19 protein-coding genes are annotated in these 22,327 nt (G+C 59.2%); 7 read left to right on the forward strand and 12 right to left on the reverse strand.

The window, feature by feature from the left end; translation table 11 throughout:
- The first annotated feature begins 155 nt into the window (after positions 1-155).
- Positions 156-1,598 carry an aldehyde dehydrogenase gene (aldA, locus tag MYY08_RS04870; protein WP_038626075.1) on the forward strand — a complete coding sequence of 481 codons (1,443 nt, stop codon included), beginning with the start codon at positions 156-158 and terminating at the stop codon, positions 1,596-1,598.
- A gap of 114 nt (positions 1,599-1,712) precedes the next feature.
- Here aldA and MYY08_RS04875 read toward each other — a convergent pair whose 3' ends face one another.
- The 5 genes from MYY08_RS04875 to MYY08_RS04895 all read right to left on the reverse strand — a co-directional run bounded on the left by MYY08_RS04875 (position 1,713) and on the right by MYY08_RS04895 (position 7,490).
- Positions 1,713-2,636, reverse strand: a complete 924-nt coding sequence (locus tag MYY08_RS04875; RefSeq protein ID WP_038626073.1) for a LacI family DNA-binding transcriptional regulator — start codon at positions 2,634-2,636, stop codon at positions 1,713-1,715.
- A 27-nt stretch (positions 2,637-2,663) separates the two neighbouring features.
- The gene (gene gmuD, locus MYY08_RS04880) at positions 2,664-4,058 is read right to left on the reverse strand and encodes a 6-phospho-beta-glucosidase GmuD (RefSeq protein ID WP_038626071.1); all 1,395 of its coding nucleotides are present in this window, start codon (positions 4,056-4,058) and stop codon (positions 2,664-2,666) included.
- A 13-nt stretch (positions 4,059-4,071) separates the two neighbouring features.
- Positions 4,072-5,406: a PTS sugar transporter subunit IIC gene (locus tag MYY08_RS04885; protein ID WP_038626069.1), complete on the reverse strand. Its 1,335-nt coding sequence runs from the start codon at positions 5,404-5,406 to the stop codon at positions 4,072-4,074.
- Positions 5,406-5,726 carry a PTS sugar transporter subunit IIB gene (locus MYY08_RS04890; RefSeq protein ID WP_038626067.1) on the reverse strand — a complete coding sequence of 107 codons (321 nt, stop codon included), beginning with the start codon at positions 5,724-5,726 and terminating at the stop codon, positions 5,406-5,408. The genes MYY08_RS04885 and MYY08_RS04890 overlap by 1 nt, the downstream gene beginning before the upstream one ends.
- Positions 5,727-5,906: 180 nt before the next feature.
- Positions 5,907-7,490 (reverse strand): ABC transporter substrate-binding protein, encoded by a 1,584-nt coding sequence (locus MYY08_RS04895; RefSeq protein WP_288013576.1) that lies wholly within the window; start codon positions 7,488-7,490, stop codon positions 5,907-5,909.
- A gap of 124 nt (positions 7,491-7,614) precedes the next feature.
- Between MYY08_RS04895 and pepT the strand changes: the two genes are divergently transcribed.
- Entirely contained in the window at positions 7,615-8,841 is a 1,227-nt protein-coding gene (gene pepT, locus MYY08_RS04900) for a peptidase T (protein WP_038626063.1), read from the forward strand.
- 4 nt (positions 8,842-8,845) lie between these two features.
- On the opposite strand, the gene MYY08_RS04905 is transcribed toward pepT, so the two are convergent.
- Complete coding sequence (locus MYY08_RS04905) at positions 8,846-9,628, reverse strand: transporter substrate-binding domain-containing protein (protein ID WP_288013579.1); 783 nt, start codon at positions 9,626-9,628, stop codon at positions 8,846-8,848.
- Between the two features lie 18 nt (positions 9,629-9,646).
- The gene (locus MYY08_RS04910; protein WP_038626059.1) at positions 9,647-10,816 is read right to left on the reverse strand and encodes a methionine aminotransferase; all 1,170 of its coding nucleotides are present in this window, start codon (positions 10,814-10,816) and stop codon (positions 9,647-9,649) included.
- A gap of 124 nt (positions 10,817-10,940) precedes the next feature.
- Here MYY08_RS04910 and MYY08_RS04915 point away from each other — a divergent pair, with 124 nt between their 5' ends.
- Positions 10,941-11,795, forward strand: coding sequence for a LysR substrate-binding domain-containing protein (locus MYY08_RS04915; protein ID WP_038626057.1), 855 nt, complete (start codon positions 10,941-10,943; stop codon positions 11,793-11,795).
- Position 11,796: 1 nt separating this feature from the next.
- Here MYY08_RS04915 and MYY08_RS04920 read toward each other — a convergent pair whose 3' ends face one another.
- The 4 genes from MYY08_RS04920 to MYY08_RS04935 all read right to left on the reverse strand — a co-directional run bounded on the left by MYY08_RS04920 (position 11,797) and on the right by MYY08_RS04935 (position 18,212).
- Positions 11,797-13,464, reverse strand: coding sequence for a methyl-accepting chemotaxis protein (locus MYY08_RS04920; RefSeq protein ID WP_038629989.1), 1,668 nt, complete (start codon positions 13,462-13,464; stop codon positions 11,797-11,799).
- 176 nt (positions 13,465-13,640) lie between these two features.
- Positions 13,641-15,155, reverse strand: coding sequence for a carboxylesterase/lipase family protein (locus MYY08_RS04925; protein WP_038626056.1), 1,515 nt, complete (start codon positions 15,153-15,155; stop codon positions 13,641-13,643).
- A gap of 270 nt (positions 15,156-15,425) precedes the next feature.
- Positions 15,426-16,766: a 2-oxoadipate dioxygenase/decarboxylase HglS gene (gene hglS / locus MYY08_RS04930; protein ID WP_288013584.1), complete on the reverse strand. Its 1,341-nt coding sequence runs from the start codon at positions 16,764-16,766 to the stop codon at positions 15,426-15,428.
- A 135-nt stretch (positions 16,767-16,901) separates the two neighbouring features.
- Complete coding sequence (locus MYY08_RS04935; RefSeq protein WP_038626052.1) at positions 16,902-18,212, reverse strand: MFS transporter; 1,311 nt, start codon at positions 18,210-18,212, stop codon at positions 16,902-16,904.
- 325 nt (positions 18,213-18,537) lie between these two features.
- Between MYY08_RS04935 and MYY08_RS04940 the strand changes: the two genes are divergently transcribed.
- Complete coding sequence (locus MYY08_RS04940) at positions 18,538-19,461, forward strand: LysR substrate-binding domain-containing protein (RefSeq protein WP_288013609.1); 924 nt, start codon at positions 18,538-18,540, stop codon at positions 19,459-19,461.
- 40 nt (positions 19,462-19,501) lie between these two features.
- Here MYY08_RS04940 and smrA read toward each other — a convergent pair whose 3' ends face one another.
- The gene (smrA, locus tag MYY08_RS04945) at positions 19,502-20,065 is read right to left on the reverse strand and encodes a DNA endonuclease SmrA (protein WP_038626048.1); all 564 of its coding nucleotides are present in this window, start codon (positions 20,063-20,065) and stop codon (positions 19,502-19,504) included.
- A gap of 26 nt (positions 20,066-20,091) precedes the next feature.
- Here smrA and MYY08_RS04950 point away from each other — a divergent pair, with 26 nt between their 5' ends.
- The 3 genes from MYY08_RS04950 (at position 20,092) to uspE (ending at position 22,286) form a co-directional block, all read left to right on the forward strand.
- Entirely contained in the window at positions 20,092-20,358 is a 267-nt protein-coding gene (locus MYY08_RS04950; protein ID WP_133052098.1) for a hypothetical protein, read from the forward strand.
- 104 nt (positions 20,359-20,462) lie between these two features.
- Complete coding sequence (gene fnr, locus MYY08_RS04955) at positions 20,463-21,215, forward strand: fumarate/nitrate reduction transcriptional regulator Fnr (protein WP_038626046.1); 753 nt, start codon at positions 20,463-20,465, stop codon at positions 21,213-21,215.
- Between the two features lie 117 nt (positions 21,216-21,332).
- Positions 21,333-22,286, forward strand: a complete 954-nt coding sequence (gene uspE, locus MYY08_RS04960) for a universal stress protein UspE (RefSeq protein WP_038626045.1) — start codon at positions 21,333-21,335, stop codon at positions 22,284-22,286.
- The last annotated feature ends 41 nt before the right edge of the window (positions 22,287-22,327 follow it).

The following is a 22,327-nucleotide window of genomic DNA, read 5'->3' on the forward strand; positions in this document are numbered from 1 at the left end:
GCGTAGCTTGATCCGTGCATTTTTGCCATTTCACAAAACCGCATGGCAATCAGAAGAAGGTGTTCCGCACCTTCCCAGGTCAAGGTGGAAAAAATCAACAGTTTTATATCTTTTTGTTACCAACAGATCGCAGGATTAATAACGGAGAGCCGCAGATGACCACCAGTCAAAAACAGATGTTTATCGACGGCGAATTTCAGTCTCATCAGGGCGCGTGGATTGAGGTGATCAACCCGGCGACGGAAGCGGTCATCGCGCAGGTGCCGGAAGGCAGCGCGGAGGACGCGCGCCGCGCTATCGACGCCGCCGCCGCGGCGCAGCCGGGCTGGGAAGCGCTGCCAGCAGTGGAGCGCGGCGTCTGGCTGCATAAGATCGCCGCCGGGATTCGCCAGCGCGAGGCGGAGCTGACCGCCACGATTGTCGCCGAAGGGGGCAAAACGCAGGGGCTGGCGCAAACCGAGGTGCTGTTTACCGCCGACTACCTGGACTATATGGCGGAGTGGGCGCGCCGTTACGAAGGCGATATCGTGCAAAGCGATCGCCCTAATGAAAATATCTTTGTGTTCAAAAAGGCGATTGGCGTCACCACCGGCATTCTGCCGTGGAACTTCCCCTTCTTTCTTATCGCGCGTAAAGCAGCGCCAGCGCTGATTACCGGTAATACCATCGTGCTGAAGCCCAGCGAAGTCACGCCGGTCAACGCGGCGATCTTTGCGGAAATTGTCCAGCAGGTCGGGCTGCCGAAGGGAGTATTTAATATCGTTTTCGGCTATGGGCCAGTCGTGGGCCAGGAGCTGGCCGCCAACCCGAAGGTAGGCATGGTGAGCCTGACCGGCAGCGTCAACGCCGGGATTCAGACGATGACCGCCGCCGCGCAGAACGTGACCAAAGTGTCGCTGGAGCTGGGCGGCAAAGCGCCCGCTATCGTCATGAACGACGCCGATCTCGATCTGGCGGTCAGGGCGATTGTCAACTCGCGCATCATCAACAGCGGCCAGGTGTGCAACTGCGCTGAGCGGGTCTATGTGCAAGAAGGGATCTATGACGCCTTTATGACGCGCCTGTCCGCCGCCTTCAGCAAAATAACCTGGGGCGATCCGGCGGAACAGCGCGACATCGATATGGGGCCGCTCATCAACGCTGACGCCCTGAAGCGCGTGGAGGAGAAAGTCGCGCGTGCCATTGAACAGGGCGCGCAGCTGGTCACCGGCGGCAAACGCGCCGGGACCACCGGCTATTTTTTCCAGCCGACGATTCTGAGCGGCGTGAAGCAGGAGATGACGATTATGCGCGAAGAAATTTTTGGCCCGGTACTGCCGGTGACGACCTTCAGCACGCTGGACGAGGCGATCGCGCTGGCTAACGACAGCGAATACGGCCTGACCTCTTCACTCTATACGCAGAACCTGAATACGGCGATGGTTGCCCTGCGTCAGCTGAAATTTGGCGAGACCTATATCAACCGCGAAAATTTCGAGGCGATGCAGGGATTCCACGCTGGCTGGCGCAAGTCGGGCATTGGCGGCGCCGATGGTCGGCATGGGCTGGAAGAGTATTTACAGACGCACGTCGCCTATTTGCAGTTCAGCCAGTCCTGAGAGAGGAGTCACGCGGCGCAGTCCGAAGCCTGTCGTTAAAGTGACGTTGTCACCATAGCGCCGATGCATGCCTCGGCGCTTTATGCTGCTCGCCCGCGCCGCGTTTCAGGCCGTTCAGGGAGCAATCAGGCTGCCGCGCAGCGGTGGAAAAGCGACATTTTCACCGCCGATCAGCTGCAACGCACGCTGCGCCAGCATATCCAGCGGCCACGCCATCTGCGGCATCTCCGGCGCGCCGACGACCGGCACCGCGCCGTCGAGGCTGAAAACCATCACATCCTGCGGCACCTGACGCTGAAAGCTGCGCAGCAGCGCAATCGCCTCGCGGCTTTTGATATAGTCGGAGACCAGCAGCGCGTCGAAGGCGATATGACGATTGATCAGGGTTTGCAGCGCCACGCTGACCGATTCCTCCTCGCCGCACACCAGTTGACGATTATAGGGCTGCGCCACGCTTTCCAGCGCCTCGCAATAGCCCGCCAGCACCTGCTCCGCCGCCTCGCCGTGGCTGAAGTTGAACAGCACGATTTTGCGTCGCTGCTGGCTGAACAGATAGTGACAGGCGGTCAGGCTGGCGAACTGATAGTCGATCGCCAGCTGCGGCCCGTCGCCGCCGTCGAGACAGTCGATCAATACCGCCTGCTTCGCGTCGTCGGGCAGCGCGAAGCGCGCGCCCACTACCATTACCGCGTCGCAGCGCCCCGCTCCCAGCTCCTCCATCGCCTGCGACACCGCCGGCGCGCTGTTGGCGAAGCGCAGCAGCAGATGTTTGCCGTCCTGACTCAGCGCCTTTTCCAGCGCCTGCAGATAGCCGGTCGCCTGCTGCACATGCTCGGTCGCGCAGATGACGCCGACGCAGTGCGTTTTCTGGCGGGTAAGCGACTGCGCAATAACGTTGGGCTTATAGTTCAGCTTCTCAACGGCGCGCAGCACGGCGTCGCGGCTCTCCTCTTTAACGCCCCGGCTGCCGCTCAGCACCCGGGAAACGGTCGCTTTCGATACTTTTGCCAGGCGCGAAACATCATTAATACTCGCCATAGATCTCCGTTGTTCTCCGCTCTTTCGCTATTTTTCAGCCAGCGTAAATCCATTCTCGCTGGCGACGCGCGCAAACCACTCACCGCTTTTTTTCACGCGGCGCTGCTGACTGTCAAGATCGAGCTGCACAAAACCGTAGCGGTTTTTATAGGCGTTGCTCCACGACCAGTTATCAATAAAGGTCCACATATGATACCCCAGGCAGCGCGAACCTTCCTGTAGCGCGCGGTGCAGCCAGATCAGATGATCGCGCACGAACTCGATGCGGTAATCATCCTCAATGCGGCCATCGCGGGCAAAACGCTGCTCGTCCTCCACGCCCATGCCGTTTTCAGAAATAAAACAGCGCGGGTTGCCGTAGTTCTCCCGCAGATCGCTGAGGATGTCGTAGATGCCCTTCTCATAGATCTCCCAGCCGCGATACGGATTCATTTTGCGGCCCGGCATCGCGTAGTGATCGAAAAACCATTCCGGCATAAAGGGGCTGTGCGGATTGATCAGCGAATCGCGGCATTTCACCCGTCGCGGCTGATAGTAATTGACGCCGAGCAGGTCGACGCGCCCCGCCGCCAGCAGCGCCTCGTCGCCAGGCTGGCAGACGGGCAACTGCTGATGCTCTTTCAGCAGCGCCACCAGCTCTGCGGGATAGCGTCCCAGCAGCGCCGGATCGAGAAAGCTGCGGTTGAAGAAGAGATCGGCGATGCGCGCCGCCTTCTCATCCGCCGGATGCGTCGATCGCGGATAAGAGGGCGTCAGGTTGAGAATGATGCCGATCTCGCCGCCGTAGCCGCCCTCCCGGAAGCGTCGCACCGCCAGCGCGTGCGCCAGCATAGTATGCCAGGCAACGGTAGCGGCGCGCTGGAAATCGACCACATTCGGATAGTGAAAGTCGTAGAGATAGCCTCCTTCCACCGGCACAATAGGCTCGTTAAAGGTAAACCAGTGCTTTACCCGATCGCCAAACAGCCGGAAGCAGGTTTGCGCATATTCAGCGTAGGCCTCCACCACGTCGCGGCTTTCCCAGCCGCCCGCCTGCTGCATCGTCATCGGCATATCGAAATGAAACAGGTTGATAAAGGGAGTAATCCCCTGGCGCAGCATTTCGTCGATAATTTGGTTATAGAACGTTACCGCCTCCGGGTTGACCGCGCCGCGCCCGTCCGGGATCAGGCGCGACCAGGCGATCGAGGTGCGGAAGGTATTGTGCCGCAGCTGTTTCAGCAGCGCGATATCCTCGCGCCAGTGCTGATAAAAGGTGGAAGTGTGCGCCGGACCGATCTGGCGGTGAAAGCGCGTCGGCGCCTCCTCGAACCAGCGATCCCAGACGGTGGCGCTTTTGCCGAAGTTCAGGCTTTCGCCCTCGGTCTGCGGCGCGCTGCTGGCGCTGCCCCACCAGAAATCTTGCGGAAACTGATAATCCATTTAACGGTTCCTCTCAGGGTGTTTGTAAACCGGCGCCGGGCGCCGCAGCCGCCTGTTGGGCCTGCGCCTCCTGCTCCTGGCGCAGCAGGCTGCGCTCCCATGCCTTAACGAACGGCAGATAGATCAGCGCGGAAAGCATCATGCAGAACAGGCACATGATTACCGGGCTAAAGGCCCAGTTAGCGGCCCACGAAGCGCCGATCGGCGCAGGCGTAGTCCAGGGCGCCATCGACACCACCTGCGCCACCCAGCCCAGTTTGGTCGCGGTCCAGGCGAAGACGGCATTGATCATCGGCACCAGAATAAACGGCAGGAAAAACAACGGGTTCATAATGATCGGCATGCCAAACAGGATCGGCTCGTTAATATTGAAGAAACTCGGCACGATGCCCATTTTGCCAATGGTGCGCAGGTGCGCGGCGCGGCTTTTCAGCAGCAGGAACGCCAGCGGCAAGGTAGAGCCGACGCCGCCAATCAGCAAATAGAAGTCCCAAAAGCCCATCAGATAGGTGTGCGGCAGCGTCTGCCCCGCCTCCAGCGCCGCCTGGTTCGCCGCCAGGTTGGTCAGCCAGAACGGGTTCATAATACCGGTGACGATCAGCGCGCCGTGAATGCCGGCGAACCAGAGGATCTGGCAAATCAGCACCGACAGCAGCACCGCCGGCAGGGTGTCCGAGGCGGAAACCAGCGGTTGTAGCAGATGCATAATCGCTTCGGGAATGATCATACCGGTCCAGGAGGCGACCAGCAGGTTGAGCGGATGCAGCGTCGCCACGATCACAATCACCGGGATAAGAATTTCAAACGAGCGTGCCACGCCGGTCGGCACCTCTTTCGGCAGGCGGATAGTGATGTTTTTGCGCTTCAGCAGCGCATAAACCTCGGTGGTGTAAATGGCGGTGAGAATGGCGGTAAAGATGCCCTGCCCGGAGAAATAGTCGGTGGCGATATGACCGTCATGATAAGGCGCGGCCACCAGCAGAAAGCCCATCAGCGCCAGCAAACCGGTCATAACCGGCTCCAGCTTATAGTGGCGCCCCAGACTGGCGCCGATGCCGGTGGAGATAAAAAAGGTCATCACGCCCATGCTGAGATAGTAAGGCAGCATCAGCTGATCGCGATGGCGCAGCGAGAAGTCGAGCCAACCGCGGGCGAAGGCCCACTGGCTGTCGGCGGCGAACGGCGGAAAGATAAACACCAGCATAAAAGAGCCGATGATCATAAACGGCAGCGCCGCGACAAAACCGTCGCGGATGGCGATCACATGCCGCTGCTGACCCACCGCGCCCGCCAGCGGCGTGATCTTACGTTCGATGACATTAATTAAGCCCTGGTAAAGTGACGACATTATGCCACTCCTTTTTGCGCGATCAGTTGCAGGGCGTAATCCAGCACTTTATCGCCGCGCATAGTGCCGTAGTCCATCATGTTAATGGTGGCGACCGGAATCCCGGCGCTGGCGGTTTTCGCCGCCAGCGTCTCCTGCATATATTTCACCTGCGGGCCCAGCAGCACCACGTCATAGCCTGAGAAACGCTCATCGAATTCGGTGGCGCTGAAGGCGGCGATATCCGCTTCCAGCCCGCGTTGCGCGGCTTCGTCCTGCATTTTTCTCACCAGCATGCTGGTGGACATTCCGGCGGAACAGCAAAGCATAATCTTGTACATGGCATGCGCCCTCTCACGGTTTCGACCTTCTTATAGGAAACAAAACGGAAACCGGTTTCCATGGTCGGCATAACAATTTGCGAGAAAGTTCATAATTCACTGTCGGGAAAAGAAACAGGCTGTGATTTTGTTCACGAAAATTAATCAATCAGGCGACACCGGACGGTGCCGCCCTGGGAACTATTTGATATCAACCTGATAGAAAATATGTTTGCCAAAAGGATCGATCTGATAGCCGCTAACGTTGTTACGCACCGGTTCGAAGATGGTCGAATGGGCGATCATCACCGCCGGCGCCTGGTCATGCATTATCTGCTGCGCCTGCTGGTAAAGCGCGACGCGGCGGCCGTGATCCTGTTCGGTGCGCGCGGCATTGATCAGCTTTTCAAACGGCTGATAGCACCATTTGGCGGAGTTGGAGCCGCCGTTGGCGGAGGTACAGCTGAACAACGGACTAAAGAAGTTATCCGGGTCGCCGGTGGCGGTGGTCCAGCCCATCAGCGCCGCCTGATGTTCGCCGTTTTTCACGCGCTTCAGGTACTCGCCCCACTCATAGCTGACGATGCGCGCCTTGATGCCGACGGCGGCCCAGTCCGCCTGGATCATCTCCGCCATGCGGCGCGCGTTGGGGTTATAGGGACGCTGCACCGGCATCGCCCAGAGATCGATGGTGGTGCCGGGCTTAACGCCCGCCTGCTGCAACAGTCGCTTCGCCTGTTGCGGGTCCCAGGGGTAATCCTTCAGCCCGCTGTCGCTGCTCCAGACATCCGGCGGCAGCAGGTTTTTCGCCACGCTGCCGGTGCCGTGAAAAATGGCGTCGATGATTGCTGGCTTATTGATCGCCAGGGTGAGCGCCTGACGCACTTCAACCTTATCCAGCGGCGGTTTTTGCGTGTTAAAGGCGAGAAAGCCGGTGTTCAGCCCTGACTTCTGCATCAGCGTCAGGTCGGGATTCTGACGGATACGCGACAGGTCGGCGGGGTTGGGAAACGGCATCACCTGACATTCGTTTTTCTCCAGTTTGGCGTAGCGCACCGAGGCGTCCGGCGTAATGGTGAACACCAGCCGATCCAGCTTCGCCTTGCCCTGCCAGTAGTCAGGAAACGCCTTGTAGAGAATGCGCGAATCTTTTTGATACTGCACCAGCTGGAACGGCCCGGTGCCGATCGGCTGCTGGTCGACGCGCTCCGGCGTGCCCGCCTTCAGCATGTGATCGGCATACTCGGCCGAGTGGATTGAGGCGAAATACCAGGCGAGATCGGCGAGAAACGGCGCTTCCGCATGGGCCAGCGTGAAGCGCACGGTATGCTCGTCCACCTTCTCGATTTTCTTGATCAGCTTGCCGAACTCCAGGCTTTCAAAATTGGCGTAGGTGCCGCCCGAAACCTTATGGTAAGGGTTATTGGGGTCCATTTGCCGCATAAAAGAAAAGATCACATCGTCGGCATTTAAAGGGCGCGTCGGCGTAAAATCTTTGCTGCGGTGAAACTGCACGCCTTCGCGCAGGTAGAAGGTATAAACCGTGCCGTCCGGCGAGATCTCCCAGCGCTGCGCCAGACTCGGCTCCAGCTCGGTGGTGCCGGTTTTAAATTCCACCAGCCGGTTGAAGATGGGCACCGCGCTGGCGTCGACGCTGGTGCCGGACGTATAGAGCTGGGGGTTAAAGTTCTCAGGCGATCCTTCCGCGCAGTAGACCAGGGTTTTCGCTGCCGCCGTGGCGCTGAACAGCAGCATCAGCGTCGCACACGTTACTGTTTTTTTCATCTCCACCCTCACTTTTCGTTGACTTTTCCCGCTGGCGATGTGTAAAACAAATTAACATCTGGTTAATAAATAACACGTTTTCTTCACCAACAGAATGATGAAAACGCCACAATAAGGAAGCGCTATGACCGACAGGCTGGCCCGTCAGTTAACCGACCGTTTTTACCGTTATCTCGCCGTCAGCAGTCAGAGCGACGCGCATGCGACCACCCTTCCCAGCACGCCGGGACAGCAGCAGATGGCACAGCTGCTGGCGGAAGAGCTGCGCGCGTTGGGTCTGCAACAGGTGGAGATCGACGCGCACGCCACGGTCACCGCCGTGAAGCCTGGCAACCGCCCCGCCGCGCCGCGCGTGGGCTTTATCACCCATATTGATACCGTTGACGTCGGCCTCTCCGCCGATATTCATCCGCAGACGCTGCGCTTTAACGGCGAGGATCTCTGCCTGAACGCGCAGCAGGATATCTGGCTGCGCGTCGCCGAACACCCGGAGATCCTGCCCTATCGCGACCAGGAGATTATCTTCAGCGACGGCACCAGCGTGCTGGGCGCCGATAACAAGGCGGCGGTCAGCGTAGTGATGACGCTAATGGAGAACCTGCGCGGCGACCATGGCGATATCGTCGTCGCCTTTGTGCCGGATGAGGAGATCGGCCTGCGCGGCGCCAAGGCGCTCGATCTGGAGCGACGCTTCAACGTCGATTTCGCCTGGACCATCGACTGCTGCGAACTGGGTGAAGTGGTGTATGAAAACTTCAACGGGGCGGCGGCGGAAATCCGTTTTACCGGCGTGCCGGCGCATCCGATGTCCGCCAAAGGCGTGCTGGTCAATCCGCTGCTGATGGCGCACGATTTTATCGCCTGTTTCGATCGTCAGCAGACGCCGGAGCATACCGAAGGGCGCGAAGGCTATATCTGGTTTAACGAAATAAGCGCCAACGCCAACGAAGCGCGGCTGAAAGCCTCTGTTCGCGATTTCGACCTGACGCGCTTTGAACAGCGCAAGCAGGAGATCGCCGATGCGGCGCGGCAGATCGCCGCGCGCTACCCCACCGGCGCCGTCGAGGTAACGGTAAAGGATATCTACAGCAATATCAGCAACGCCGTCGGCACGGATCGACGCGCTATCGATCTGATTTTCGCCGCCCTCGACGAACTGCACATTACGCCGAAGGTGGTGCCGATGCGCGGCGGCACCGACGGCGCGGCGCTCTCGGCGAAAGGGCTACTGACGCCCAACTTCTTTACCGGCGCGCATAATTTCCATTCGCGTTTTGAGTTTCTGCCGATCCCGTCGTTCGTTAAATCATACCAGGTGGCGGAAAAGCTCTGCCTGCTGGCGGCGCGCTGAGGCGTTACGGCGCGGCGACGCTGACGTCGATGCCTGGGAAAAATTTCTCCGCCAGCTTTTTCACCGTGCCATCCTGCTGCACTTTGCGGATGGCCGCATCCAGCGCCGCCTTCCGTTCCGCGTCCGTCTTGCGCAGGCCGAAGCCGATGCCGGAGCCGAGAATAGCGTCATCCTCGACCGCCTTGCCGATAAAGGCGAAATCTTTACCCTGCGGCTTATTAAGGAATCCCGACTGTCCGGCGGCCGACATCACCAGCGTGCCGTCCAGTCGCCCGGCGACCATATCGTTATAGACCTGATTCTGATCCTGATAGGCGGTGACAGTGACGCCGTACGGCTCCCAGTGCTGTTTGGCATAGGTTTCCTGAATCGATCCTTGCAGCACGCCGATGGTTTTGCCCTTCAGCCCGGCGGCGTCCGGCTGAAGTCCGGCGTCGCGGCGCCCCACCAGCATGCTGGGGATGCGGTAGATTGGCTGGGTGAAGGCGATGCTTTTCATTCGCGCCGGCGTAATGTTCATCGCCGAGTTGATCGCATCGAATTTTTTCGCCATCAGGCCGGGGATCAGGGCGTCAAAGCTGCTTTCTACCCAGCTGCATTGAAAATTGCCCGCTGCGCAGATCGCTTTGCCCAGCTCGATATCAAACCCTTCCAGCTCGCCCTGCGCGTTGCGGCTTTCAAACGGCGGATATTGCGATTCCAGCCCGTAGCGCAGCGTCTCCTGCGCGCCCGCCTGCAATGCGGAGAAGAGACCCAGCGCCAGGCAAAGCATGTTTATCTTGTTCATATTTTTTCCTCAGGAGTGTCAGCGCGGTTTTAACAAGCAGAGCGCCTGCGCGCCCGCCTGTAACGTCGCATCATCTTTAGCGAAAGAGAGCCGGATGAGCCGGTTATCGGTGCCGTCGGTATAAAAAGCGGAAAGCGGAATAGTGGCAACGCCATGCTCGATAATCAGCCGTTTTACCATTTCGCTATCGCTTTCGTCGCTGAAATGACCGTAGCTGGCCAGCATAAAAAAAGAACCCGCCGCCGGAAGCAGCTGAAACGGCGACTCCTGCAACAGCGAGGCCAGCAGATCGCGCTTGCGCTGCCAGAAGGCGGGAAGCGACTGGTAGTGCGTCGGCTCCTGTAGCCAGGCCGCCAGCGCCACCTGCATCGGCGTATCGGCGGCGTACATCAGAAACTGATGCACCTTGATTACCTCGCTCATCAGCTCTGCCGGCGCGAGACAGTAGCCGACGCGCCAGCCGGTGACGTGAAACGTTTTACCGAACGAGGAGACGATCACGCTGCGCTGCGCCAGCTCCGGGTGGGTCGCCATACCGTGATGCCGACGTCCGTCAAACAGCATATGTTCATAGACTTCATCCGACAGGATCACGATGTCGCTATGGCGAGTCAGCGCGGCGAGCTGCGTCAGATCCTCCGCGCTTAGCGTCTGCGAAGTGGGATTATGGGGGGTGTTGATGATGATCATGCGGGTGCGCGGCGTGATGGCGGCGCGCACCTCATTCCAGTCGATGGCGAACTGCGGCGGCGCCAGCTTGAGCGCCACCGGCGTCGCGCCCTGCAAACGCACCACCGGCGCATAGCTGTCGAAGGCGGGTTCGAAAAAAATCACTTCGTCGCCGGGATGCACCAGCGCGGTGATGGCGGCGTAGATCCCTTCGCTGGCGCTGGCGGTAATCAATATTTCGCTGGCGACATCGTAACTTTGCCCATACAGGCGCAGCACCTTTTCCGCCAGCGCCGCTTTCAGCGGCAGATAGCCGGTCATCGGCGCATATTGATTATGGCCGTCGCGCATCGCCTGGCTGACGCGCGCCACCAGCCCCTGGTCACAGGGAAAGTTCGGCGCGCCCTGAGAGAGATTAATCGCGCCGTGCTGCGCCGAAAGCTGCCCGATCACGCTGAATATCGTGGTGCCCACGTCCGGCAATTTTGAACGATGGGTTACCGTCGAAGCCACAGTCATAGTTTTCCCTAATGAATAAATATACAAATTAAATCTATATCCATTCAAACCGGGCCCGCTTGTGGCGGCAAGCGAATTGTGATCATAATAGCCATGCATAAAACTCATTGCTCGGGGAAACGCCATGTCCCGCCAGTCGCTGCCGCTAAACGCTATCCACGCTTTTCTGGTGGTCGCGCGCCACCTTAATCTGACGCGCGCCGCCGACGAACTCTGCCTGACGCAGGGGGCGGTCAGCCGCAAAATCGGCGCTCTGGAGAGCTGGCTGGGTTTCGCGCTGTTCGACAGACATGCGCGCGGGCTGCATCTGACGCCGCGCGGCGCGGCGCTGCTGCCGCAGCTAAAGCAGGGCTACGAGCTGATGCAGAACGCCGCCGAGCAGGCGCTCGATGCCGGCGGCGCGCTGCGCCTGCGCGCTCCGACCTGCGCTATGCGCTGGCTGCTGCCGAAACTGGTGCAGCTGGAGCAGCAGCATCCCGATCTGCACGTCTCGCTGACCACCACCCTGTCCCATAATCAGCAGCTGGAAAATTTCGATGCGGCAATTTTGTATGGCGCGCCGTCGGCGGGCGCGCATCTGTTGTTTGAGGAGCGAATAACGCCGGTCATGGCGGAAAGCCTGCTGCGCAGCGCGGGTCCGTTGCAGATAAGCGATCTTGCCGGCTTTACCTTTCTGCATCCTTCGGAAGATGATCGCGACTGGCGACGCTGGCTACAGGCGCAGGAAGTGACGCTGCCGATGCGGCGCAATCAGCACTTTTCCACGATGGATCTGGCGACGGGCGCCGCGATTGAAGGGTTTGGCGTCACCGTCGCCGACGTCACGCTGGTGGAAAGCGATCTGGCCGCGCGGCGGCTGGTCGCCCCGTTTGCCGCCAGCGTCGCCACCGGCGCGGTTTACAGTCTGATTAGCCGGATGGAAAAAGAAACGCCACCGCATCTTGCGACGCTGGTGGCGTGGTTGTGTCAGACGGTATGAATCAGAAAGAGACCCAGTCGTCCGCTGCGCTGCTGCTGGCGCTGGCCGGTTTCAGGCGCGTCGGGGCGCCTTTCAGCACCGGCGATTTCACCGGCTCGACGGACTGGCCGCTCTCCGCCGACAGGCGGAACTTCGCCACCGAACGCTGCAGATCTTCGGTCTGACGCTCCAGCGCGCTGGCGGCGGCGGAAACTTCTTCCACCAGCGAGGCGTTCTGCTGCGTCACGGTATCCATTTCAGCGACGGCGGTGCCGACCTGCGCAATCCCTTTGCTCTGTTCTTCCGATGCGGCGGCGATCTGCTTCATGATCTCGGTAACGTCGCCGACCGCTTTCAAAATGGCGTTCATGGTGCTGCCCGCTTCGCTCACCAGCTTCGAGCCGGTGTCGACGCGCTGCACCGAGTCGCCGATCAGCGTTTCGATCTCTTTCGCCGCTCCGGCGCTGCGCTGCGCCAGATTGCGCACCTCGCTGGCTACGACGGCGAAGCCACGGCCCTGTTCGCCCGCACGCGCCGCTTCAACCGCGGCGTTGAGCGCCAGAATGTTGGTCTGGAAGGCAATACTGTTGATCACGCTGGTGATCTCTGCGATTTTTTTCGAGCTTTCTGAGATGCCGGACATGGTGTTGACCACGTCGCTCACCAGCTTGCCGCCCTGACCGGCGGTCAGCGAAGCGTTGTCCGCCAGCTCGCTCGCCTGACGCGCGTTATCGGCGTTGAGCTTCACCGTCGCCGTCAGCTGCTCCATGCTGGCCGCGGTCTGTTCCAGCGCCGCCGCCTGCTGCTCGGTACGGGAGGAGAGATCGTTGTTGCCCATCGAGATCTCCGCCGCGCCGCGGTAGATATTCTCGGTGCCGCCGCGAATGGCGCTGACCGCTTCACGCAGACTCTCCTGCATGGCGCGCAGCAGCGGCACCAGTTTACCAACGCAGTTGCGGCCAAATTCGTCAATCGGCTGGCTCAGATCGCCGTCGGCGATTTTACGGAAGTGGTTGCGCAGCATATCCAGCGGACGCACCAGCATGGTGACCAGATAGCGCTCGGTAAACAGCAGGATCAGCAGACCGCAAATGACCGCCGCGATAATGGTGATGCGGGTAATCACGGTAATACGATCGACGGTGACGCGCGTCTGGTCAAGCATAATGCCCGCCGCCGCGGTATATTTTTCCGACAGCGCGCCGAATTCGCGACTGAGCGCCGGCGTGACGCCGTTGGCGTGGCGGCGATACTCTTCTACCGTGCCCTGCTGCGCCAGCTGCATCTGCGGCCGCACGCCCTGTTCCAGCAGCTTCGCCCAGCTTTCCTCCACCGCGGTGGAGGTCGACGCATCCATCGGCCCCGGCGCCGCCGCTTTAAACAGCTCCAGCTGCTTCGCCATGCCGTCCAGCGCTTTTTGCACGTTGTCGAAGGCCGCCGCATCCGGCGTTCCGCCGGCGGCGCGCGTTTCCATTACGCGTGAAAGACGCGTGACAAAGCGGAAATATTGATCGTTCCCTTTGCTGAGGATATTCATCTGCGCCACCAGCTGGCGGTCAACGCTGTTGCCGTCGCTCAGGGCGTTCAATGAGTGTACGCTGTACATGCCCACCGCGGACCAAAGTAAACAAAACAGGCCAAGAATAGAAAGCATTACGGCGCGTATGGTGAAGTTCTTTAAAAGCTGCATAGCTGCCTCAATTCGGTCAATAACCATCAAATGTTCCGCCACCGGGCGGGCTTATCGACTGTTATCGGCAGCTTTTGCAAAACTTATACTGTTTTATAACATCTTTAACAGATGCCGGTTCAGCGCTGACCGCAGCGGCCGCTATGCCGCTGCGCAGGGTGGTACGCGCGGCGCGCTTACAGCCGCACCATTGCGCGCACCAGCAACCGCAGCAGCCTCAAACGCAGGCGCATAAAACGCGTCTGCGGAACGATAGCCGCTTCCCCTTTCATGCCGAAACGCAGAGTAGTGTCCTCGCCCGGTCGCCAGGCGGGCCAGAGGACTTCGCCCTGCAGCTGATGGGAGAACTCGGTGGCGTCATGGGCGAAGCGCAGCCAGTATTCACTGACGCGCCGGGCGAACGTCCGATCGTTATCGGTAAAGGGCCGGTTCGCCTGCTGCGGGTTTTCCGCATTCAGCGTGTCCATCACGTAGGGAATTTCACTGCCGTGCCAGCTGCCGTTGGGGCAGAGATCGCGCGAGTTCTCCGAGACATAGTCAAAGTAGTAACGCCAGCCCGGCACGCCGCGGCGATGCTGCGCATTCACCGCCAGCCAGGTCATGGTGCCGAACGCCATATCGCGCGCCACTTTTCTGCCGAGACGGCGATCGTCATGCTCGTCATAAAGCGATTTGATCATTTTCAGCAGCAGCGGCCGCCGCGCACGCAGTTTGGCGATGGTGGCGACAGGATCGACGCCGAAAAACTCCAGCACGCTCGCCTCGTCGCTGTTGTAGCCGATCATTAGCGGATAACGGTGCTGACGCGCGGCGGCGAACACCTCCACCACCGGCTTCGGCAACACGCGATCGCCCGCAATAGCGACCGGGCCGTTGCCAAGATGCGGCGGCAGCGTCCAGAAGCTGTCCGCAGGCAGCGCGCGCAACGCTTCCGCCGTAGCGTTTTTCAACCCCAGGTGATGCGCCGCCGCCACGCCGCTTGCCAGCGCCTCGCTGCGTTTTTTATCCGGCAGGCTGTAGGCGCTCTGCACGATGCCTTTATGAAACAGCCCCGCCGCCAAAGGCGAAGCAAACAGCGACAGCACGCTGCGGCCGCCGGACGATTCGCCAAAAAGGGTGACATTGCGCCGATCGCCGCCGAAGGCGGCAATATTGCGTTGTACCCATTGCAGCGCGGCGATCTGATCCAGCAGGGCGAAATTATTGATCGCCTCGCCGGGCGGCGATTCCGCATCCAGCGCCGGGTGCGCAAAAAAACCAAGATGGCCGAGCCGATAGTTGATGGTGACCACCACCACGCCGCGCGCGGCCAGCGGTTTGCCGTTATAGGGACTGAGCGAACCCGCGCCGATAGTAAAGCCGCCGCCATGTATCCAGACCATCACCGGCAGCGGGCGCGACGGCTGAATTTCCGGCGACCAGACATTCAGATAGAGGCAGTCTTCACTGAGCTGGCCGGGATCACCGCCGCCCGCCAGCACACAATATTCGCGATTCTGCCAGCTGGCGTTGCCCCACTGCGTCGCATCGCGCACCTCTTTCCACGGCGTCGCCGGGCGTGGCGCGCGCCAGCGCAGCGGCCCCGTTGGCGGCGCCGCATAGGGAATACCCTTGAACACAAAAATGCCGTCATCAATCGCGCCGCGCAATGCACCCTCAGCCGTGAGAATTCTTAAAGGTTCATTCTTCATTATTTTTTCCATCGTAAAGCACGGGCATATTATTCGCAGGCTTATTTTTATTGTCTATGGCAGACGCCATTTTGCAGATTATACCGATAAGCACAGCCGGTTATGCTGGTTTCGTCGCCAGTAAAGCGGCGATAAGCAGGTCAGGCGGGCTGTAGACCGAACAGAAAGGAGATTCAGCCAGGGAAAGCGCAGGAAAAACGGCGGAAAAAGGAAGACGCAGGCCCGGCGGACAGCCTGCGTCGTAAAAGTAAAAACGGATAGCCGAATGTATCAGGCATTCAGGCCGCAGCGTCGCAGGCTTTCCGCCTGTCGCGCGGCGTAGAGCGACATTTCATCAGTGATTTCGCAACCCAGCGCCGCTTCAAAATCAGCGCGGCTCGCCTGCATGGAGAAGCGCTCCTGCGCCCCCTCGCCCAGGTTGGACTGGAAGATGCCAGCGGCGCTGACCGGTAAGAAATCCTCATAGATTTGCGGATCGGCCGTTAGCATTCCCTTCTCAATTAGCGTTTCGCAATCCGCATCCGGCGGCACGCCCTGCCGTCGCCCTTTTTCCGTCAGGCGATACTCAAACCAGGCGAGTTGCTGCTGACGCAGTTCGCGTTCGTTGTCCGGGAACTCGCTGAAGATGCGCGCCAACTGCTGCTGATGCTGCTGGTTGTCGCCGCCGCTGCCCGCCTGCGCCAGCAGCCGGTCGTAACGCTCCCGGCCAGCAGGCGTCAGGGCGACGCCGCGCTGCTCGATCTCGCCGAAGCGGGCGGTATGACGCCCCTCTGCGCCATCCTGAAAGATAACCGGCTCCTCCAACGCTTTAAAGCTGGTCTGCCGCAGCAGCAGCGGCACCTGACGGCGCGGCGGCCCTTCGATAATCGCCTTCGGCGTAATGCCATATTCGGGCATTAAGGCCTGCGCCCGATCGATATCGAGCGTGCGCGGCGTAAGATGGTTGATATGACAGCCAGGGAAGCAGACCACGTCGGCGATCAGCCGGTGCTGCTGATGCAGCGCCTCCCAGGTGGCGCGGTCGACGATGGTTTGCCGATGCCAGCGGAAGGTTTCCAGCGCTTCGCGCACAAATTCTTCGGCGCTCTGCTCGTCGAAGCCGCCCGTGCGCTGATGCTCTTCAATCAATGCCAGACAGCGCGGCGTAAAGATACGCCTTTTCGCCAGAATGGCCGCGGCCTGCTCGCGCAGCGCGCGATCTTCAATCAGCTCCAGCCGCAGCAACGACGTGAACAGGCGAAACGGATTGCGGCGCAGCGCATCCCCTTCATGCGGCCGGAACGCCGTCGAGTGAACCGGCACGCCCGCTGGCGCCAGATCGTAGTAGCCGACCGGATACATGCCCATAATGGCGAACAGCTGGCGCAAGGTGCTGAGTTCCTGCGCGCTGCCGACGCGGATGGCGCCGTGGCGCTCCACGCTCAGGCGCGCCAGTTCATCCGTCGCCGTCAGCCGCTCGGCCAGCGCGTTGTCCTGCGCCAGCACCTGCTGATTGACGTCCGCCACCAGCTGCAGCAGCGTGCCATACTGCGGCACTTCCTGCTGATACATCGTGGACATCGCCTGAGAAAAACGTTCACGGAGAATATCCGCGCTGACAAACTTTTCCATAGCCTCGCCTTTTTTGCGCTTACCTGATGCCACTGTAGAGCAAGCAAAAACGCGGCGGGAAAATCTTGTTAAATTTGTGATCGCCCTGGTGAAAGCCGCGCGACGACGACTGTCACGCACGCTTTACAAAAGGCATTACCCCCAGCGCTGCTTCGCTATCAGCATCAGGGTGGTCAGCACCGCGGGCAACGCCAGCAGCATAAATATCTGGCTGAATGACCAGCCCAGCGTCAGCATCTGCGCGCCGACGACGGCGCTGAGGATGGCGCCGATGCGCCCGATGCCGTGCATCCAGCTGGAGCCGGTGGCGCGCGCCTGGGTCGGATAGTAGCTGGCCGCCAGCGCGTTCATGCCGGTGTTGGCGCCGTTAAAGCAGAAGCCGCAGCAAAAAGCGATGGTCGCCATCAGCAGCGGCTGCGCCGGCACGCAGCCCAACAAAATGGTGGCCAGCGCGCCGCCGAAATAGATCGCCGCCAGCGCGAGGTTAGCGTTGACCCTGTCCATCAGCCAGCCGGCGAACAGCGACCCGACCGTGCCGCCCGCCTGATACATCGCGGTGATCAGCGCAGCGGCGGTAACGCTCAGCCCCAGATCGCCGATCAGCGCGGGCATCCAGCTGCCGATAAGGTAGACCAGAAACAGCCCCATAAAATAGCCGCCCCACAGCATCAGGCTGCCGAAGCGGTACTGCCCTGACAGCACGGTGCCGATGGCGCCAGCGTCCTGCGTTAAAACAGGGTAAAGGAAGGTGCTGTGGGGAGACGTCGCGCCGGGCCACATTTTTTCCACAATCGCCCGGATGCGCCACGCGGGCGCCTGCTGCGCCAGCAGAAAACGTACCGATTCCGGCAGGTAGCGCAGCAGCAGCGGCAGCAACAGCAGCGGCAGGATGCCGCCCATCAGCAATACCGCGTGCCAGCCGAACGTTGGGATCAGCCAGGAGGCGGCCACTCCGCCGCTGGCGGCACCGAAGGTAAAACCGCAGAACACCACGGTAATCAGGAAGGCACGCTTACGCTCAGGGGCATATTCCGACACCAGCGTGCCGACGTTAGGCATCGCCGCGCCCAGCCCCAGCCCGGTCAGCAGGCGAAACAGCATCATCTGTTCGATGTTTTGCGCCATCGCCGTCGCCAGCGTCCAGACGCCGAAAAAGAAGACGCTGCAGATGATAATCCAGCGACGACCATAGCGATCCGCCAGCGGTCCGGCACACAGCGCGCCCAGCGCCAGCCCTACCAGCGCCGCGCCGATCGCCATGCCTAACTGATGGCTGGTTATCGGCCACGCGCTGCGCAACGCGGGGGCGATAAACCCCATCAGGGCGATATCCATGCCGTCCAGCGCGACGATAATAAAGCTCAGCGCAATAACGCGTCGCTGGAAAGCGCTAAGTCCATGTTGGTTAATAAGCTGACGAACATCAATTGCCTTTATGCTGTCCAGATCCTACTCCCTGTAACTGGTTAACGGACGCTGCGTCCTGTCGCGATAAAACGGCCTATAATAGCGAAACGCAACCACTTGCGGCTATGACTTTGCCGCTATATGAAATTTTCTCAACACATTGCGCCGCCTTTGCTGTACAGCGCTAACCGCCCGGTTCCATGCGAAAAAGTTATGGTGAGAGCGGCTTTAATTACTTCCTGACCCGAAAATTGGTCGATTTTCTGCTCATGGGGCAAGAATGTTAATATTAATTTGCAATTAAGTTAACAAAATCGTCGTGAGACGCTTGCTTAATGTCTGCTGGCGTCTCTACTCTCTCTTCATGGACAAAAACTACCTGTTTAATCAGCGCATCCGTCTGCGCCATTTACATACTTTCGTTGCGGTCGCACAGCAAGGCACGCTGGGGCGCGCCGCGGAGACGCTCAGCCTGAGTCAACCCGCGCTGTCAAAGACGCTTAATGAGCTGGAGGAGCTTACCGGCGCGCGTCTGTTTGAACGCGGTCGGCTGGGCGCGCAGCTCACCACTATCGGCGAGCAGTTCCTGACCCATGCGGTCAAGGTGCTGGACGCCCTGAACCATGCCGGGCAGTCGTTCGTCAATCCAATCGGCGATCGACCTGTAGTGATTCGTCTCGGCGCGTTGACCACCGCAGCGATGGGTATGCTACCGCAGATCCTCGATCGCTTTCACCAGCAGCAGCCGCAGGCGACGGTGCAGGTGGCGACGTTGCATAATAATGTGTTGCTGGCAGGTCTGAAAGCGGGTGAATTCGATATCGGCATTGGACGCATGGCGGATGCCGATATGATGGCCGGGCTCTCATACGAGCTGCTGTTTCTGGAGTCGCTGCGGCTGGTAGTCAGGCCGGAACATCCTCTTCTAAGTGACAACGTCACGCTATCCCGCGCGTTGCAATGGCCAGTGGTCATTTCACCTGAAGGCACCGCGCCGCGCCGTATTGCGCAGGCGATGATGGATGAACAGGGTTGTACGCTGCCGCCTAACTGCGTCGAAACCTCCTCGACCTCGCTGGCGCGGCAACTGGCGCTGCGTTACGACTACGTCTGGTTTGTGCCTTCCGGCGCGGTAAAAGAAGATTTACTGCACAATTCACTGGCCGCGCTGCCGATCGCCTCGCACGGTCCCGGCGAGCCGGTAGGCATTATTACCCGCTCCGGCCATCCTTTATGTCTCAGCGCAGAGATTTTGCTGGCGACCATCCGTAAATGTCATTCGGTCTAGCGATAATCAGCGGCTGGCGAACGCCAGCCGGAAGGTGGGATTAACGGCTGCGTTTCGCATGCCGCTCACGGTTATCAAGCCGCGCTTTTTCCGTTTTACGCATGCCGACATAAATCGCGCCGCTGCCGCCATGCTGCGGCTGCGCGATGCAAAACGCCTGCACATCTTCAAACTGCTGTAGCCAGCGCGCCAGATAGCTGCGCACGATATTGGCGTGGGACTCATCCTCCCGTCCTTTGCCATGCACGATTAGCAGGTTGCGCAGGCTGTCCTTACGAGCCTCCATCATAAAAGCGAACAGCATCTGACGGCAGTTTTCTACCGGCTGGCGCAGCAGGTTAAGGCGGGCGTCGAGCGGATATTTCCCCAGACGCAGCTTATCCAGCACGCCCTGCTGAATGCCTTCGGCTTTATATTCCAGAGGGTCGCTGAGCGGAACAATATCGAGGTAGCCTCGGGTCAGGAAGTTTTCCATTTCCTCATTCGCTGACTGCCGCGGCGCTTTGGGCGTCGGGGTTTTCAGCCAGTGAACATTTGCGCAATCTTTCAGCGGGGTGACATCTTCCATGGCGTCACGAAACAGATCTTTATCGTCAAGGTTCATGGGGCCTACCTCACGCCTGATATGTCGTGGCAATGCACGAAGAAGAAAAGTATTGCAGAGTCCCGGCAATTTTAACCGATAAGCGACCTGTTGCCAAAGGCGGTAAACGCGCGCTGCGGCCCCCTCCTTTCCGCTGCTTTTTTCATCACCCTGCCGGTGCTTTTTTAACAGGTTACTTAAGTGTTAAAAATGCATTTTCATCTGAGCCCGGCAGGAAAAGCGCTTCAACTTCACTGATTAACAAAATAATGCACATTTTTTACCCTGACGATTACATTGAGTTTATTGATTGATAACATCCCTGATTTTTATGCGGTTAAATGTGCGTTTATGCATTCCATTTCGCTCACGAAGAATGTTAAAATTGACCTCAGTCAATTATCGTCGAGGATGTATGATGATCCCGGAAAAACGAAGCATTCGTCGTATACAGTCTGGTGGATGCGCAATCCATTGTCAGGACTGCAGCATCAGTCAACTTTGTATTCCCTTCACGCTGAATGAACATGAGCTGGACCAGCTGGACAACATTATCGAGCGTAAAAAGCCGATTCAGAAAGGTCAGGCGCTGTTTAAAGCGGGTGATGAGCTGCGTTCGCTTTACGCCATTCGCTCCGGGACCATTAAAAGCTACACCATTACCGAACAGGGCGACGAGCAGATTACCGGCTTTCACCTTGCTGGCGACCTGGTCGGCTTTGACGCCATCGGTTCCGGTCACCACCCCAGCTTCGCGCAGGCGCTGGAAACCTCAATGGTATGCGAAATTCCGTTTGAAACCCTGGACGATCTTTCCGGCAAAATGCCTGCCCTGCGTCAGCAAATGATGCGTCTGATGAGCGGCGAAATCAAAGGCGACCAGGATATGATCCTGCTGCTGTCGAAGAAAAATGCCGAAGAGCGCCTGGCGGCCTTTATCTGGAATCTGGCGCGTCGCTTTGGACAGCGCGGCTTTTCCCAGCGCGAATTCCGTCTCACCATGACGCGCGGCGATATCGGCAACTATCTCGGCCTGACGGTGGAAACCATCAGTCGCCTGCTGGGTCGCTTCCAGAAAAGCGGCATGCTGGCGGTTAAAGGCAAATATATCACTATCGAAAACCATCCCATGCTGGCCGAACTGGCGGGCCAGAGCCGCGGCGCAGCCTGATATCTCGCCGGGTCACTATTTGTTATTTTATTGATCCGGCTAGAACTTTTTCACTTTTTCCTGACCTGTTAATGGGCTATCTTTAGCTGACACGCTCTGGTGTTAGGAGAAGCCGTTATGGTTAAGTATCAAAACATTCTGGTGGCGATAGATCCTGAGCAGGACGATCAGCCCGCGTTACGCCGGGCGGTCTACCTTAATCAGCGTATCGGCGGGAAAATTAAGGCTTTTTTGCCCATCTATGATTTTTCCTATGAAATGACCACCCTGCTCTCTCCTGATGAGCGCACCACCATGCGTAAAGGGGTGATCAGCCAACGGACAGAATGGATTCGCGAGCAGGCGCATGCGTATCTCGAAGCGGGCGTCGATATCGAAATCAAGGTTGTCTGGCATAACCGCCCTTTCGAGGCGATTATTCAGGAAGTCCTCTCCGGGCAACACGATCTGGTATTAAAAATGGCGCATCAGCACGATCGGCTGGAGTCGGTGATTTTTACTCCAACCGACTGGCATCTGCTGCGTAAGTGCCCCTGCCCGGTCTGGATGGTGAAAGATCAGCCCTGGCCGGAACAGGGCAAAGCGGTGGTCGCCGTTAACCTCGCCAGTGAAGAACCCCATCATGATGAGCTGAACCAGAAGCTGATCCGTGAAACCACCGAACTGGCGGCAATGGTTAACCATACCGAAGTGCATCTGGTCGGCGCTTACCCGGTTACTCCGATTAATATCGCCATCGAACTGCCCGATTTCGATCCCAGCGTTTACAACGACGCTATTCGCGGCCAGCATCTGGTGGCGATGAAGGCGCTGCGGCAGAAGTTCGCCATTGATGAAAAGTTCACGCATGTCGCCAAGGGGCTGCCGGAAGAGGTGATTCCGGAACTGGCGGAACATCTGAACGCTGGCGTGGTGGTGCTGGGCACCATTGGCCGCACCGGGCTTTCCGCCGCGTTTTTAGGCAATACCGCCGAACAGGTGATCGACCATCTACGCTGCGATTTGCTGGTGATCAAGCCCGATAACTTCGCCTCGTCCATTGAGCTGGACGATGACGACGACGACGATTAACAGCGGTTATTGTTTTATTGCTGGCAAAAATAAAGCTGCCG

This window comes from Mixta sp. (assembly GCF_024610815.1).
GTDB classification, from domain to species: domain Bacteria; phylum Pseudomonadota; class Gammaproteobacteria; order Enterobacterales; family Enterobacteriaceae; genus Mixta; species Mixta calida.